This window comes from Granulicella rosea, assembly GCF_900188085.1.
Lineage (GTDB): Bacteria > Acidobacteriota > Terriglobia > Terriglobales > Acidobacteriaceae > Edaphobacter > Edaphobacter rosea.
In genome coordinates this window covers 734,496-749,416 of record NZ_FZOU01000001.1, presented here as the reverse complement: position 1 = coordinate 749,416, position 14,921 = coordinate 734,496, and the positions used below count along the sequence as shown (strand labels likewise).

The following is a 14,921-nucleotide window of genomic DNA, read 5'->3' as shown; positions in this document are numbered from 1 at the left end:
AAGCGTGAGATTGGCCTGGTTCATCGTCCTGCTGCTCGCCGCCATCGTCGACGGCACGCTCTTCGGTCCGCGCAACCGCGCCCAGGGCGCGCTCTGGTGCCATCGCTGGGCTTTGCGCATCGTGCGCGGCATCGGGGTGAACTACACGGTCACCGGAACGCTGCCCACCTCTGGCCCGGTGGTCGTGGTCTCGAACCACCTCAGCTACCTGGACGCGATCCTCTACAACGCCGCCACGCCCTTCGTCATGGTCTCGAAGTCCGAGGTGCGCCGCTGGCCCTTGATCGGCTGGATCGCCGCGCGCGCAGGAACCATCTTCATCCAGCGCGCCAACGTCGCCGGCGGACGCACCCAGACCCGCGACGAGGTGAACGCCGAGATGGACGATGCGCTCCGCCTCGCGCCCGCCGTGCTCTTCTTCCCCGAAGGCACCAGCACCGGCGGCGCGGAGGTTCTGCCCTTCCGTCGCGGACTCTTTCACTCCGTGCTCGAACACCACGTGCCGGTGCAGGCCGCCGCCATCCACTACACCCTCAACGAGCCGAACCCCGGCATGACGGTCGAGGACGACGTCTGCTACCACGGCAAGCACGACTTCCTCACGCACCTCTACCGCTTCCTGGGCCTGCGCGGCTTCCACGCGCACCTGCACTTCGGCGAGATCATCCCCGGCGCGGACCATTACGCCATCGCCGAAAACGCACACGCAGCCGTAGCCGCAATCTACGCCGAGTTGCAGCAAGAACGAGCAGTCGCACACGTCTGAACATCTTTCGGTGGAAGCATGGGGCTTAAGCCCCATGAATTCTTCGAACCGGTTGGAAGGGCTTCAGCCCTGGGCATTCCTTCAAACGGACCTATCGCCGGGGATGCAGCCCAGCCTTCCTCAACCCGCTCAGCACCTGCTCCACCGACCAGTCCAGCGACTCCGTACCCTCGACCACCAGGCTCGCATTCGCCGCCGAAGGCACGACGTACAGGTCCGCCATCGGTCGCGCCGTAGCCTCATACTGGTTGCGCACACACTCCTCCGTCCGTCCGCGCTCCCGCACATCGCGATGAATGCGCCGCGTCAGACACAGGTCGTGCGGTGCGTTCACGTAGACCGAAAAATGATAGAGCCGCCGCAGGCTCTCGTAGTGCAACGCCAGGATGCCCTCGACGATCAGGACATCGCCCACCGTCACCGGCTCCGTGCGGTCGGGCACGCGGGAGTGCGTCGCGAAATCGTAGATCGGCCCTTCGACCGGCCTACCCTCCGCCAGCGTCTCCACCTGCGCGACCAGCAGATCGGACTCGAGCGAGTCCGGGTGGTCGAAGTTGCAGAGCGCCCGCTCCTCCGGCGACAGATGCGACATATCGCGGTAGTAGTAATCGAGCGGCAGCAGCGTCGCCCCCAGCTCCGAGGCAAGCTCGCGCGCCAGCGTAGTCTTGCCGGAGCCGGAACATCCGGCAACACCGAGAACGAGCGGACGGCGAGGAAACGAAAGCTGGGCGTCGGGCACGACTTTAGATTACCCGTTGATGAACATCTTGCAAACGGTATGGTCTTGTTTCAAATGAAGGGTGGAAGCATGGGGCTTCAGCCCCATGAATCCACCGGAACCCCTACGCCGGAATCTTCGGAATGATCGCCGTCAGCAGCCCCGTGAACTGCGCCTCCGCGCCGCGTCCCACGCCCAGCACATCGTCGTGGTTGATCTCCACCGGCAGCACGCCCGCCGCCATGTTCGTCACCAGCGAGAAGCCCAGCACCTCGATCCCCATGTGCCGCGCGACGATCACCTCGTGAACCGTCGACATCCCCACCAGGTCCGCGCCCAGCGCCCGGAAGGCGCGAATCTCCGCCGCCGTCTCGAAGCTCGGCCCCAACACCGCGAGGTACACGCCCTGCATCAGGTCGTAGCCCTGAATCGCCGCCTGCTCGATCGCCAGAGCCTGCAGCCGCGGAGAATACGCCGTCGTCATGTCGAAGAACCGCTGCCCCGCGCCCGGATGCGTCGCAAAGCGCGGCTCGTTCACCCCCGAGGCGGCGTTCATCCCCGTCAGGTTGATGTGATCCGAGATCCCCACGATCGAGCCCTGGCGATACGCCGTATTGATGCCCCCCGCGGCGTTCGTCACCACCAGCGTCCGGATGCCCAGCAGCCCCAGCACCCGCGTCGGGAACGTGACCGCCGACATGGCATGACCCTCATACGCATGCGCCCGCCCCTGCAGCACCGCGACCGCCACTCCGCCGATCGTCCCCAGGATCAGGTTGCCCGAGTGCCCCACCACGGTCGAACGCGGAAAGTGCGGAATCTCCGCATACGGAATCACGGTGGGATTCTCCACCTGCGTCCCGAAACTGCCCAGGCCGGAGCCCAGAATGATGCCCACCACCGGCTGAATCGGGGTCAAAGCGCGAATGTGGGCGACGGCGGCGGTAGCCTGCGCGAAGAGGTCGAGCGTCTCGGTCATGTGTCTATCTTCCTTCGACAACCATCCTAACGCCAAGGCTGCGCAAGGCTCGCCGAAAAGGCGCTTGGGATGAAACGTTCCGAATCGATGCCAGCCATAGCCCAGCCCGCCGATTTGCTTCAAAATTCATACTTCCGGTGCGCCCAGAGGAACCAAACTGGTATCCTAATGGAGATATGCCAACTAAACAGGAACTTCTTCAAGCTCAGATTCAACACGTCGACATCAAGCAGCACGACGTCGTCGCCCTCGTGGACGCCATGGAGAACATGGCCTACTCCGCGCGTGATCTCAACCGCGCCGCCCGTATCTACGACATGATGCTGCGCGACACCGAGTGCGGCGTCATCCTCTGCATCGCGGGCTCGATGGTCTCGGCCGGCATGCAGCAGGTCTTCATCGACCTGATCCGCAACCACATGGTCGACGCCATCGTCTCCACCGGCGCGAACATCGTCGATCAGGACTTCTTCGAAGCGCTCGGCTTCCGCCATTACATCGCGGGCGACGAGTACAAGTACGGCGCGCTCGACGCCCAGCTCCGCGAGCTGATGATCGACCGCATCTACGACACCTTCATCGACGAAGAAGAGCTGCGCATCTGCGACGAGGTCACGCACAAGATCACCGACTCGCTCGAGCCGCGCCCGCACAGCTCGCGCGAGTTCATCCAGGCGATGGGCAAGTACCTGAAGGACAACGGCCGCACGCCCGAGAACGGACACAAGGACTCCATGGTCCTCGCGGCCTACGAACTCAACGTGCCGATCTTCGTCCCCGCCTTCTCGGACTGCTCGGCCGGCTTCGGTCTCTGCGCTCACCAGCATGCCCGCCAGGGTAAGCCGATGGTCTCGATCGACTCCGCCAAGGACTTCTACGAAATCACCAAGCTGAAGATCGAGAATCCCGTCACCGGCCTGCTGATGATCGGCGGCGGCACGCCCAAGAACTTCGCGCAGGACATCGTCGTCGCCGCCGAGATCATCGGCGTCGATGCCGACATGCACAAGTACGCCATCCAGATCACGGTGGCCGACGTTCGCGACGGCGCGCTCTCCGGCTCGACCCTGAAGGAAGCCAGCTCCTGGGGCAAGGTCGACATGGTCTACGAGCAGATGGTCTACTCCGAGGCCTCGATCGCTCTGCCCCTCATCGCCGGCTACGCCTATCACAAGAAGGGTTACGAGGCTCGTCACGGCAAGAAGTTCGCCGAGATCCTCGATAACGTTCCAGTGACCGCTTAAACTCTTTTCGACCGCAGCAAAATGGCTCGAAACCTCCGGCCCCGGCCACGATGTTTCGGGCCATTTCCCGTTTCGGGCGGTTATACTGCGATGGTCGGATCGTAAGGACAGCAGCAGAGCGGAGTCATCCCCGGCAAGTCCGAGAAGAGATGCCCGCGAAGACCGGCAGTGTCTCCCACGACAATAACTTCCCTCGTTCGGATTCAATCCCTTACGTGGGATCGTGCGTTACTATCAACAGACCACGAGACCGCCGTTATGCACATTGTCATTATTTTCGGCTATCTCATCCTCAGCGCCGCCGCCGGCGCCCTGCTCTCGCTTTACCTGATGGCGCGGCGGACGATCGACCACCTGCGCGCGCAACTGGTCACGGCCAAAGAGGCCCAGCAGACGCAGAACTCCCTGCTCCTGCAACGCTCCGAACTCGACGGCATCAAGGACGAGTTCATCTCGACCGTCTCGCACGAACTGCGCACACCGCTCACCAGCATCCGCGGCGCGCTCGGCCTGCTCTCTGCCGGTCTGCTCGGCGCGATGGACCCCAAGGCCCAGAACCTGCTGCGCATCGCCGTCACCAACACCGACCGGCTCATCCGTCTGATCAATGACATTCTGGACCTCGAACGGATGGAATCCGGCCGCGCGCCGCTGCACATCCGGCGCTGCTCGCTGCGCGAACTCGTCCTGCAGGCGCTCGAAACCATGCAGGCCATGGGCGATGCGGCCGGCGTCCGGCTCGAGCCCGTGCTCATGAGTTCGCCCGATACCATCTTCTTCGACGGCGACCCCGACCGCATCCTGCAGGTCCTCACCAACCTGCTCTCGAACGCCATCAAATTCTCGCCCTCGGGCGCGCTCGTACAGATCAGCTTCGAAGGCAACGCCCAGACGGTGCGGCTTCGAGTCTCCGACCAGGGCCGCGGCATCCCGCTCAACAAGCTCGACACCATCTTTGACCGCTTCCAGCAGGTCGAGGCCGCGGACGCACGCCAGAAGGGCGGCACCGGCCTTGGCCTCGCCATCTGCCGCACCATCGTCAACCAGCACGGCGGACGCATCTGGGCGCTCGCGAACGAGACCGCCGGCGCCTCGCTCTGCATGGAGCTGCCGCGCAACAGCCGTCCGCTCGAAAGCTCGGCCGTCCCCCATACCACCATCACCACGCCGGCCGGCGACGCGACCGTACTCATCTGCGACGACGATCCCGGCATCCGCGCCGTCGTCTCCGAGCACCTGCTGCGCCAGGGCTACCAGATCCTCGAGGCCGAAAGCGGCGAGCGGGCCATCCAGCTCGCGCACGAGCATGAGGTCGAGGCCATCCTGCTCGACCTCTACATGCCCGGACTCAGCGGATGGGAGACGCTGCAGCGGCTGAAGCACTCGCCCGCCACCGCCAGCATTCCCGTCGTCATCCTCTCCGTCCTGCCCCCGGCGACGCCGCCGCCCGGCCTGCACACCAACGGCGCAAAGCCGGCCGCACCCAGGCCCGAGGGCTGGGTGCAAAAACCGTTCAACGAAAACCTGCTGCTGGCTGAGCTTTCGCGCGTGCTGCACACCGGCGACGGTCCCGCCTACGTCCTGCTGGTCGAGGACGACGTCGACCTGGCAGCCGTCGTCGTCGCGGGCTTCGAGGACGCGAACGTTCAGATCGACCACGCCCGTACCCGCCAGCAGGCCATCGAGCACTGCATGCTCTCGCGGCCGGACCTGATTATCCTCGATCTCAAGCTGCCGGATGGCGACGGCTTCTCGCTGGTCAACTGGCTCCGTCAGCAGCCCGACCTGCGCACCCTGCCGCTGGTCGTCTACAGCGGCCGCGAGGTCTCGGACAGCGAGATGTCCGCGCTGCGCCTCGGCCCCACCCAGTTCCTCACCAAAGCCACCGTGCAGCCGAAAGAGGTCGAGGAGCTGGTCATGACTATCGTCCAGCGGCTGCGCCATCCCGCCCCCGCCGTGACTACACCTTAGAAAACATTGACCTGGCCGAGTCCGGCGTTCGACAATCGACTCGTATACCTCCTCCCCTCAGGGAAATTTCCAGGAAAGCTGTTGCCCATGCGCCGTGTACTGATCATTGACGACGAAGACGACATCCGCGAGGTCGCCGCACTCTCGCTCGAAGCGACCGCCGGATGGGACATCCTCACCGCCAGCTCCGGCCGCGCAGGCATCGCCACCGCCGAAACCGAACGCCCCGACGCCATCCTGATGGACGTGATGATGCCCGTCATGGACGGCCCCACCACCTTCAAAGAGCTGCAACTGAACCCCAAGACCGCCGGCATCCCCGTGCTGCTGCTGACCGCCAAGGTCCAGGGCGTCGACCAGCGCCGCTTCGCCAACCTCGGCGTCGCCGCGACGCTCTTCAAGCCCTTCGACCCGCTCACCCTCGCCGCCCAGATCTCCGAAGTTCTCGGATGGAAAGACTAGCCCGTTGAGCGCTGACGCCGCAGCCCGCACCGCAGCAATGCTCGCCGCGCTCTGGCAGAAGAACCAGCCCCTCATGCTCGAACGGTTGGACCTGCTCGACCGCGCCTCTACCCACCCCGAGCTTCACGAAGAGGCTATCGCCGTGGCGCACAAGATGGCGGGCACGCTCGGCATGTTCGGCTTTCCCGAAGGCACCGCGATCGCACGCGAGATCGAGCTGGCGCTCGAAGCCGGCAATCGGAACATCAGCCACTTAGCGGCAAGGCTGCGCGCCCTGCTCTTCCCAACCCGATAACTCTACGGAAAAACCGTCTTTGCCTTTCTGGCTTTGTCATCTTCGAAGAGGATCTGCTTCTCTTCCACCCGCCACACAAGCCCGTCATCTCGACCGGAGCTCAGCGGAGTGGAGAGACCCCCGCATTGGCTTTGTCTTTGTCCGTGCCAACGCTCTAAGGAACCTCTGAAGAAGTCCATGGCTTGAAAGGGCGGGACTTCAGTCCCGCCGTAAGAGCGGTGATTGCAATGCGGCTTTAGCCGCCGAGGGAATGTTCAGACCTCCTCTAAGGATTCTCTGATTAAGTTCCCCACTCCACGGCGGATTAAATTACGTTGTGGATGTGGGGGTGCGGATGAAACAGCAGACCTTGGCTTTGGCGGCTGGATTTGAGCGTTTTGGGCGTCAGACGCGGCGTTCGGAGTTTCTCTCGCAGATGGATGTGGTGGTTCCGTGGTCCGAGTTGGTGGCCTTGATTGAGCCGCACTACCCCAAGGCGGGCAACGGCCGCCCTCCGGTCGGTCTGGAGCGGATGCTGCGGATTTACTTCCTGCAACAGTGGTTCAACCTATCCGACCCGGCAGTCGAGGACGCGCTCTACGACTCGCTCACGATGCGCTCGTTCGTGGGCATCGACCTGGGTCGCGAACCGGCTCCGGATGAGACCACCGTGTGCAAGTTCCGTCACCTGCTGGAGCGCCACGGTCTGGGCCGGAAGATGCTCGCCGTGGTCAACGGCCACCTGGAACGTCACGGATTGAAGATCGGCACGGGCACGATCGTGGACGCGACCATCCTGCATGCACCGTCGTCGACCAGGAACAAGCAGGAGCAGCGCGACCCGGAGATGCACCAGGTGAAGAAGGGCAACCAGTGGTACTTCGGCATGAAGGCCCATGTGGGCGTGGACGCGGACACGAAGCTGATCCACTCGGCCGAGGCCACGGCGGCCAACGTGGCCGACAACCGCGTGCTGGCCGATCTTCTGCACGGCGAGGAGACCGAGGTGTGGGGCGATCAGGCGTACCAGGGCAAGACGGAGGTCATCGTCGCACGCGCTCCGCAGGCGGTGGATCGCACGCACCGGCAGTACCGCACCAAGCTGGTCTGCTATCCGGCCATCCGCGAGGAAAATCGGGTGAAGTCGAAGACGCGCTCACGGGTGGAACACGTCTTCGCGCTGATCAAACTGAAGTTCGGCTTCGCCAAGGTGCGGTATCGCGGGCTGGAGAAGAACCGCAACCGCCTGCTGAGCCTGTGCGCGCTGACCAACCTGCTCACCGCACGCCATCACCTGATGGCAGTCGCCGGGCAGAGCTGCGCCTAAAACCGCACACACCATCAGAAATGTCCCACAAACAACACCAGGTAGCCAAAATCGGTCAGAATCTTGCCGCGACCGATCCGCTGGATACTTGTTCAGAGAATCCCTAGTTCCCTGCCCGGCATATGTCGGGAACGTATGCGCGGTTTCCTGCGATAAAAAATGTCGGGAACGTATGCGTAGCCGAAATTTGGCGAGTTGGTTTAGTCGAACTGCGGCGCGTCCGGCACACTGCTCTGACCTGGCAACAGGCGAATTCCCTGCCCACTGTCGGACTCCTGGATGCTGGGCGCGGATTTGCGAAAGGCCAGCCGCACGATCTCCATCTGCTTCAGGAACTCGCGTTTGAACTCGTGTCTTCCCTGCCGGGTGTCGGCGTAGTTGGCGCCGAACTGGAGCTGCAGTTTGACCCAGGGGATGTCGGTCGGGCGGTTCAGATATTTCAGGCGGTAGTTGAGCCAGAGATAGATATCGAGCGCGAGCGGGCTTTGCGTCTGCTGGCGGATCACCTGCACGACGCGCATGTCGAAGGGCACCGGCCGATTGGTGATCTCCTTGAAGAACGGGTCGCTCAACAGAATGGTGGAGCTCCAAAGGCCTGGCTGGCTGGACTTCGCGCCCTTGTCCTTCTCTTCCCACCAGAACTCGGCCTCTTCGATCATGCCGACCTGCCGCAGGCTCCACGAGCGGCCATTGTCGTAGGTGACCGAGAGCGTGGAGGAGGCCATGCGCTTCATCTGGTCGCGCAGCCGCGTGATGGTGCCGGTCTTGCCGCCGGTCAGCGGAAGGTTGAGCTGCATCATGAAGTCGGTGAGCGAGTGCCCCAGCTCGAGCGAACGCGACTTCTTGAACAGAGCCTCGCGCGTCATCCACATGAACATGAGGCGCGGCAGAACGCCGAACGGAAGGCCCACGTCGGACGGCGACATGATCGTCAGGCGGAAGTTGTTCGCTACGCGCGAGAACTCGTTGCTGGCGATCTTGCGGTAGGGAAAGCAGGCCTGTACAAGCATGCGCGCGATATAGCCGCGCTCTTCGTCGGCGGGATCGCGTTCGGAGATGGACGCCATCAGCTCGATGAGCTCGTGCGTGCGCTCGTCGGTGACGGCGTGACCGGCGAAGAGTTCTCCGGCGGAATCCTTGTCGAACGGCTTCTTCATGAACTTCCCTCTCTACATGTCGTCATATCGCCATGACGACGTGTATACATGACGACTTGTCACGCTATTGGCGGCAAACCGTATTTGCGGAAGAGATCGTTGAGTCCTTCCTGGATGAGTTCCTGCATGGTCTTCTCGTGGTCGAGTCCGATGCGCTTGAGCTGGCGGGAGACGGCCGGCTCGAAGAATCCGGTGACGGGCTTCTTTCCGATGCGCGAGGGCGGCGCGCTCGACACCGCGCGCAGCGTTGCAACCGGCGTGGGCCGCTGCTCCGGGGCGGCCACGGCGGCAAGCGCGACGGGACGCGAGTAGGAGTGGCCGGCGGCGTTGCTGAGGGCTTCCGCCATGGAGGCTCGTTTCATCTCTCTTCTCCTTTGAATCCGCGAGCGAGCCCGCGCGGTGATGCAACATGTATACATTACTACTACTTGGCATGTATCCACCTGATTTTGTCGCCAGGGGGAATCTTGGTGAGCACATGCGCCGGGGCGACATGGCGACTACAGTACATGTAGACATGGTACGGAGTAGACATGTCCTATCTGCAACATGTCTACTTGGGTTTTCTCGTCTCTACTCAGTAGGCATGTCTTAGTGCCGACATGTAGACATGATCTTATGTCTACATGTCGAGGCTAGGTAAAGGATTTTCCCAACTGCTTGCGGACCCATTTGTAGAAGAGGAAGGCCTCCTCCGCCGCCTTGCCGGTCGGCTCGTATTCCTGCGCGACCTGGCCGTTGACGAGGCAATGATAGTAGGCCGCGCGCATGGTCAGGTGTACGGGGGCGACGGGCGCATCGTAGGTGTTGATCGCGGCGATCGCCTCCGACGCCAGCGCGCCTCGGACCGGCACGGCGTTCAGAACGACAGAGAAGGGTTTCTTCGCCAGCCGGGCCAGCTCGATCGAAGAGCTGATGGCCTTGAGGTCGAGCAGGTGGGGCCGGCAGGGGATGAGGACGAGATCCGCCGAGCGCGCCGCCGCAAGGGAAGCGCTCTCGGAGTTGGGCGAGGTGTCGATGACGGCCAGCTTCGCGCCATGCTTCCTGGCCTCGTCGAGAATCACGTTCAGCCGGTTCACCTGGGCTGGCTGTACGACGGGCTCGGCCTCGTCGCGCAGGTCCTTCCAGGTGGCGGCGCTTGCCTGCGGGTCCAAGTCGACGATGACGGTGGTCTTTCCGTCTCGTTCCGCGGCGACGGCGAGGTGGAGGGCAAGGGTCGTTTTGCCTACCCCGCCCTTCTGGGAGATGATGGCGACGGTTTTCATATCTACATGTAATAAACCAATCAAGACCACATTGCAACATGCCGTCATGTATACATGTTGCATTGATCCGCCGCACAGTTCGTAAGCCGGCGCCAGAACCTTCCCAAAACCGAGAATCCCAGCCAAAACCAACGGTTTCAGGGGCTCCGGGAGAGAAGGGAATAGGTGCGTGAAAGCGCAGGAATGGATGCGCAGCACCTTCGACGCAGATCGTCGTGCAAGTCCGTCGGGGCAAACTCGCCATCAGTCGATGGTGAATACCACGCGCGGTCTGCCCGTAGCCTTGTCCCAAACCCTTTCGACCTCCGAGAGCGGGACGACCTGGGTTGCGACCTCCAGGCCCGCCGGTCCGACCGCTGCAAAGACGTTGGCGATGGACTGCGCCAGCCCCTCGCGGCTCACGCTTCCGATGCCGCTTCCCATGAGCGTGATGGCGGCGGAGCGCAACGCCGCGGCGGGCAATTCGATGCTCGCCTCGCCGCTTGAGCTGCCTACCTGCACGAAGCGGACGGGCTTGTCTTCGACAACCTTCGCAAGAGCGCCAATGATCGTCCTCGCGCTCTCGCCCCAGAGATAGTCGATCACGACGTCGATGCCGCCGGAAAAGCGATCCGTCAGCGCCTCCCCGTAGTCGCGAACTCCGGAGGGATGCGCCGCGTCCAGGGCGAAGGGAATGACCGCATCCGCGCCAAGCTGCTTTAGCTCTTCGAGCTCCTGTGCGTTGCGACCCGTTGCGATGACCTTTGCCGCGCCAAGGTGCTTTGCCAGTTGCACGGCGACACGACCGGCCGTGCCGGTGGCGCCGTTGACGAGCACCGTCTCTCCGGCCACGAACCGCGCCCGCTCGACGAGGCTGGCCCAGGCGGACATGCCGGGGTTGGCGATGGCGGCGGCTGTGATGTCGTCGAGTCCGTCGGGGATCTCGACGCAGCGTCTGGGGTGAATGGGGCAGAGCTCGGCGAGCGATCCGAACGGCGCCTCGGGCATGGCGAAGTAGACGCGGCGCCCATCCTCGGCGAGCCCGACGCCGTCCGTGCCGGCGACGGCTGGAAAGATGCCTGTGGAGCTGTAATGCGCGCCAGAGGCTCTGGACCTGGTCAGGTTGCTGAGCGCCGCGGCCCGCACCGCGACGAGGATCTCGCCCTCTTTGGCGGTGGGTTTCTGGAACTCTCCATAGATGGGCGACTTGCCAACTGCGGTGACGATGGCTGCCTTCATGTTGTATCTCCCTGTGAATTTCTAGCCGGAGCAGGCCGGCTAGAATCGAACAATGTTAAAAATATCTAACACTGTTCGATTATGGGATGTCAAATACGCTATGCTGGATTCATGAAGATCAATCGAGAGATGGTCACGCAGGCGGGGTTGAAGCTGCTGAACGAGATCGGCCTGGAACAGCTCACGCTCCGCCGGTTGGGCACGGAGCTGAACGTGCAGGCAGCGACGATTTACTGGCACTTCAAGAGCAAGGAGGAGCTGCTGGATGAGATGGCGACAACGGTCCTTACCGAAGGCGCGGCCAACCTGCTGCCGCGGCGAAACTCCTCCGGCTGGAGGGTCTGGGCTTCGACGTATGGCGAAGGACTTCGGAAGACGCTGATGGGGTATCGCGACGGCGCGCGCATGGCGAGCGGCACGCGGTTGACGACGACCGAGCCATTGAAGACGACGGAGAAGATCGCCGCGCAACTGGTCGCGTGCGGCTTCACGGTGCGTGGGGCTGTGGTGTTATTGAGCACGATCTACAACTACACGCTCAGCTTTGCGATGGAGGAGCAGGCCGTATTTCCAACGCCGGGGAAGCGATCTTCGTCTTACTCGATCGAGGGCCGCAATGCGCGTCTCGACCCCGAGATCTTTCCTTACCATCGGCAGGCTTCATCGATCCTCTTCGACCGGTATGACCGCCGTTATCGTGAGGGTCTGGAGCTGATTCTGAAGGGCGCTGAGTGGCAATCCACGGAGATTCCTGCCGCACGATAGTCGCTTTCAAGCTGCCTGAGCCGCTCCTGCGGCTGCTGAGGGAGAGAGCGAAACCTTGCGTCCAAGCCCCGCTTTATGCGGCAGCGTTCATCTTGAGCGCGAGCACGGTCATATCGTCGTGCTGCGGGGCGCCGGCGGTGAAGCGGTCGGCCGCGTTCAGGATGCTGTCGACCGCAGCCTTTGCCGTGCCGTCGAAGGTGTGGGCGGCTGCGGCGATCATCCCGTCCTCGCCCCACTCCACATCTTCGGCGGTCATCGCTTCACTGATGCCGTCGGTATAGAGCAGCAGCAGATCGCCGGGCGCGAGCTGGATGCTTTGCTCGGTATAGCGCGCGATGGGCAGCAGCCCGACGACCGGCCCGTCGGCCTCGATGCGGCTCTCCCGCCATGCGCCGGTGGCGTCGCGTCGCAGCACGACCGGCGGATTGTGCCCTGCGTTGACGCACCGCAGACTGCCCTCCGCCGGGTCGAGCACGCAGAAAAAGAGGCTCGCATACTTGCTCGCGGCCGAAGCCTCGTAGACCAGATCGTTGATCTTGCCCATCATCCGCGCGAGGTTCCGGGGGTCGTCCAGCATCAGACTGCGCAGCGAGGCGCGGAGGCTCGCCATCAGCAGCGCGGCCGAGATGCCCTTGCCCGAGACGTCTCCGATGGCGATACCGAGCCTTCCATGCGGCAGCGCAAAGACGTCATAGTAGTCTCCGCCCACCTCCTGCGCCGGACGGCACGCGCCCGCAATAGAACCCCAGCTTACCTGCGGCAGCGTTTGCGGAAAGAGTCGCTCCTGCACCTCGCGCGCGATCTCCATCTCACGGTTCATGCGTTCGCGTTGCGCGGCGGCGCTGGCGAGCGAGTGCGCGAGTTGGCTGACCTCGATGGCCATGCCGGTCTGCGTCGCCAGCACCTGCAGCATGCGTATGTCGGACCTGGTGTACGCAGCCTCGGACTGCTTGCCGCCCAGCGTCATGATGCCGATCAGACCGTTGCGGCCCGCGATCGGCAGCAGCAGCTCCACGCCCAGCTCATCCAGCACATGCCGCTCGTCGGGCTCGGCGAGGAAGTACCATGCATCGGCGTCCTCGCGGAAGAGCCGTACCGGTCCCTGCGCGCGCATCAGGTTCCGGATGGTCGACGAGCGTTCTTCAAAGACCGCGCCCTGCAGCGAGCCAGCCAATCCGCTCGTCGAACCGGCCAGCCGATAGCTTGCACCCTCGCGCAGGAAGAAGCCGATCTGCGCCACGTGCAGCGTATCGGAGACCCGCTGCGAGACGGTCTGGAGCATCGGCTCGATCTCGGTGAAGCGGCGCACGTCGTCCGAGAGCTCCTTGAAGACGCGCTCCGAGTCGTAAGCCTCGCGAAAGAACCTGCGGTCCAGCCAGTCCTGCGTGCGTCTGCGGAAGAGCACCCGCAGCCCCAGCGCGAGGACGAGAAAGATGGGAATCTGCACCAGCTCCGAGCGCTCGATCTGGGTCTCGGTCGCCAGCGGAACCAGCAGCCGGTAGCTGAGGATCGCGAGCAGCAGCGCCTGCACCGCCCAGATGCTCGCGCGGGCCAGCGCATACCGCGTGCCCAGCCGCAACAGGAAGCGGACGTCCATCGCGCGTTGCACGACGACTGTGTAGGCCAGCGTGAACGGAAGCAGCAGGAAGAGAATGCCCGTCAGGTAGCGCAGCCAGAGATCGTTGTGATTCGGCGAGTAGCCCAGCGCGGGCATCAGTTGCAGGACGAAGAGCGGCGCCCCCAGACCGATGGCCGTACCGGTGAGCAGCACGCGCAGACGGCGCCGCGCATCCTGGCTGGAGGCGGTGCGAACCTTGTCCGCGACCAGCAGCAAATAGAGCAGGACGCACAGCAGGCTGAGCCAGTTGGCGATGTGGCTAGCCCAGTGGATGAACGCGATCCACGCCGGCGGGACGCCGCCCAGCGCAAGCCGCGCGTAGGTCTGGTAGAAGCCGAGCGAGGCGCAGGCGGTCAACGGCGCAAGCACGACCCACTTCAGCCAGGGCGCCCGGCGGTCGATGCGCGAGCGCTCCGGAAAGTAGATGCCGAAGGGAAGCAGCAGCGCCGGGCCGAAGCTCTGGAAGGCGAGGTAGTAGAACTCACGAAAGTAGAGCCACGCGCCGCTGTCGCGGTCGGGCCGCACGTACAGGACGATGGGCACGCTGAGCAGCGCCAGCAGCAGCCACGCGATCGGCTCATCCGGCTTGACGAAGACGACCCAGTAGCCGACGAACATGCAGAAGAGCGGCAGCAGCTCGAAGAGCACCAGCCTCTGCCATAGCAGCGCGCGTTCATGCGAGCCCGGCGGCGCGGCGCGGCGCGCGACCAGCCGGATGCTCGCGGAGTGGCGCGATCCGTCCGTCCGCAGGTAGCCCACCTGCACGCTCTCGCCCGGAAAGACGTCGGCGATGTCCGCGTTCCACTGTTCGAGGCCGGTGTAGGCGACGCCGTTCAGCAGCTCGACCCTGGAATGCTCGGGCAGGCCGGCGGCGCGCGCCTCCGGCTGCAGCCAGTAGACCTCGTGCGTATCCGGGTCCATGCCGAAGGGCGTGCGCGTGAACTGCTCCGGATGGAAGCGGTCGCCGAAGCCGTTGCGCACGCTGCCGCCCCAGAAGCTCAGACCGGTCAGCATGGTCAGGGCGAGGAGCAGGCGCAGCAGCGTGGCATAGGGCGAGGTGGTCATGGAGGTCTTGCAACGACCATATCTGGCCTATAAGTTCGGCACAAGAGGGTTCGAGAAAAGCGGACGAGGCGATGGGAGTTGCGGGCAGCTGT

14 protein-coding genes are annotated in these 14,921 nt (G+C 63.8%); 7 read left to right on the top strand and 7 right to left on the bottom strand.

The genetic code is table 11. From position 1 onward, the window contains the following. Positions 1–4: 4 nt before the first annotated feature. Positions 5–766 carry a lysophospholipid acyltransferase family protein gene (locus CHB87_RS03375; RefSeq protein ID WP_176441557.1) on the top strand — a complete coding sequence of 254 codons (762 nt, stop codon included), beginning with the start codon at positions 5–7 and terminating at the stop codon, positions 764–766. A 91-nt stretch (positions 767–857) separates the two neighbouring features. Here the strand turns inward: CHB87_RS03375 and udk are convergent, their stop codons facing one another. Further along, positions 858–1,505 carry a uridine kinase gene (udk, locus tag CHB87_RS03370; protein ID WP_089406952.1) on the bottom strand — a complete coding sequence of 216 codons (648 nt, stop codon included), beginning with the start codon at positions 1,503–1,505 and terminating at the stop codon, positions 858–860. 103 nt (positions 1,506–1,608) lie between these two features. Further along, the gene (locus CHB87_RS03365; protein WP_089406951.1) at positions 1,609–2,463 is read right to left on the bottom strand and encodes a purine-nucleoside phosphorylase; all 855 of its coding nucleotides are present in this window, start codon (positions 2,461–2,463) and stop codon (positions 1,609–1,611) included. A 176-nt stretch (positions 2,464–2,639) separates the two neighbouring features. Here CHB87_RS03365 and CHB87_RS03360 point away from each other — a divergent pair, with 176 nt between their 5' ends. From CHB87_RS03360 to CHB87_RS03340, 5 genes are all read left to right on the top strand, one after another. Further along, positions 2,640–3,707 (top strand): 1,9-bis(guanidino)-5-aza-nonane synthase, encoded by a 1,068-nt coding sequence (locus CHB87_RS03360; RefSeq protein WP_089406950.1) that lies wholly within the window; start codon positions 2,640–2,642, stop codon positions 3,705–3,707. 258 nt (positions 3,708–3,965) lie between these two features. Beyond that, the gene (locus tag CHB87_RS03355) at positions 3,966–5,678 is read left to right on the top strand and encodes a hybrid sensor histidine kinase/response regulator (RefSeq protein WP_089406949.1); all 1,713 of its coding nucleotides are present in this window, start codon (positions 3,966–3,968) and stop codon (positions 5,676–5,678) included. An 87-nt stretch (positions 5,679–5,765) separates the two neighbouring features. Further along, on the top strand, positions 5,766–6,140 hold the full coding sequence (locus CHB87_RS03350; RefSeq protein WP_089406948.1) for a response regulator: 375 nt from the start codon (positions 5,766–5,768) through the stop codon (positions 6,138–6,140). A 4-nt stretch (positions 6,141–6,144) separates the two neighbouring features. Beyond that, entirely contained in the window at positions 6,145–6,435 is a 291-nt protein-coding gene (locus CHB87_RS03345) for an Hpt domain-containing protein (protein WP_142988189.1), read from the top strand. A 334-nt stretch (positions 6,436–6,769) separates the two neighbouring features. Further along, positions 6,770–7,741 (top strand): IS5 family transposase, encoded by a 972-nt coding sequence (locus CHB87_RS03340; RefSeq protein ID WP_089406913.1) that lies wholly within the window; start codon positions 6,770–6,772, stop codon positions 7,739–7,741. A gap of 200 nt (positions 7,742–7,941) precedes the next feature. Here the strand turns inward: CHB87_RS03340 and CHB87_RS03335 are convergent, their stop codons facing one another. The 4 genes from CHB87_RS03335 to CHB87_RS03320 all read right to left on the bottom strand — a co-directional run bounded on the left by CHB87_RS03335 (position 7,942) and on the right by CHB87_RS03320 (position 11,381). Further along, positions 7,942–8,898: a replication protein RepA gene (locus CHB87_RS03335; RefSeq protein ID WP_089406946.1), complete on the bottom strand. Its 957-nt coding sequence runs from the start codon at positions 8,896–8,898 to the stop codon at positions 7,942–7,944. 59 nt (positions 8,899–8,957) lie between these two features. Then, the gene (locus CHB87_RS03330; protein ID WP_142988188.1) at positions 8,958–9,260 is read right to left on the bottom strand and encodes a ribbon-helix-helix domain-containing protein; all 303 of its coding nucleotides are present in this window, start codon (positions 9,258–9,260) and stop codon (positions 8,958–8,960) included. A gap of 273 nt (positions 9,261–9,533) precedes the next feature. Then, on the bottom strand, positions 9,534–10,163 hold the full coding sequence (locus CHB87_RS03325; protein ID WP_089406944.1) for a nucleotide-binding protein: 630 nt from the start codon (positions 10,161–10,163) through the stop codon (positions 9,534–9,536). A gap of 243 nt (positions 10,164–10,406) precedes the next feature. Further along, positions 10,407–11,381, bottom strand: a complete 975-nt coding sequence (locus CHB87_RS03320; RefSeq protein ID WP_089406943.1) for a quinone oxidoreductase family protein — start codon at positions 11,379–11,381, stop codon at positions 10,407–10,409. A 111-nt stretch (positions 11,382–11,492) separates the two neighbouring features. On the opposite strand from CHB87_RS03320, the gene CHB87_RS03315 reads away from it, so the two are divergent. Next, positions 11,493–12,146, top strand: a complete 654-nt coding sequence (locus CHB87_RS03315) for a TetR/AcrR family transcriptional regulator C-terminal domain-containing protein (protein WP_176441556.1) — start codon at positions 11,493–11,495, stop codon at positions 12,144–12,146. A gap of 73 nt (positions 12,147–12,219) precedes the next feature. On the opposite strand, the gene CHB87_RS03310 is transcribed toward CHB87_RS03315, so the two are convergent. Continuing rightward, a complete protein-coding gene (locus CHB87_RS03310) occupies positions 12,220–14,829 on the bottom strand; it encodes a PP2C family protein-serine/threonine phosphatase (RefSeq protein WP_089406941.1) in 2,610 nt (869 codons plus the stop codon). Positions 14,830–14,921: the final 92 nt, after the last annotated feature.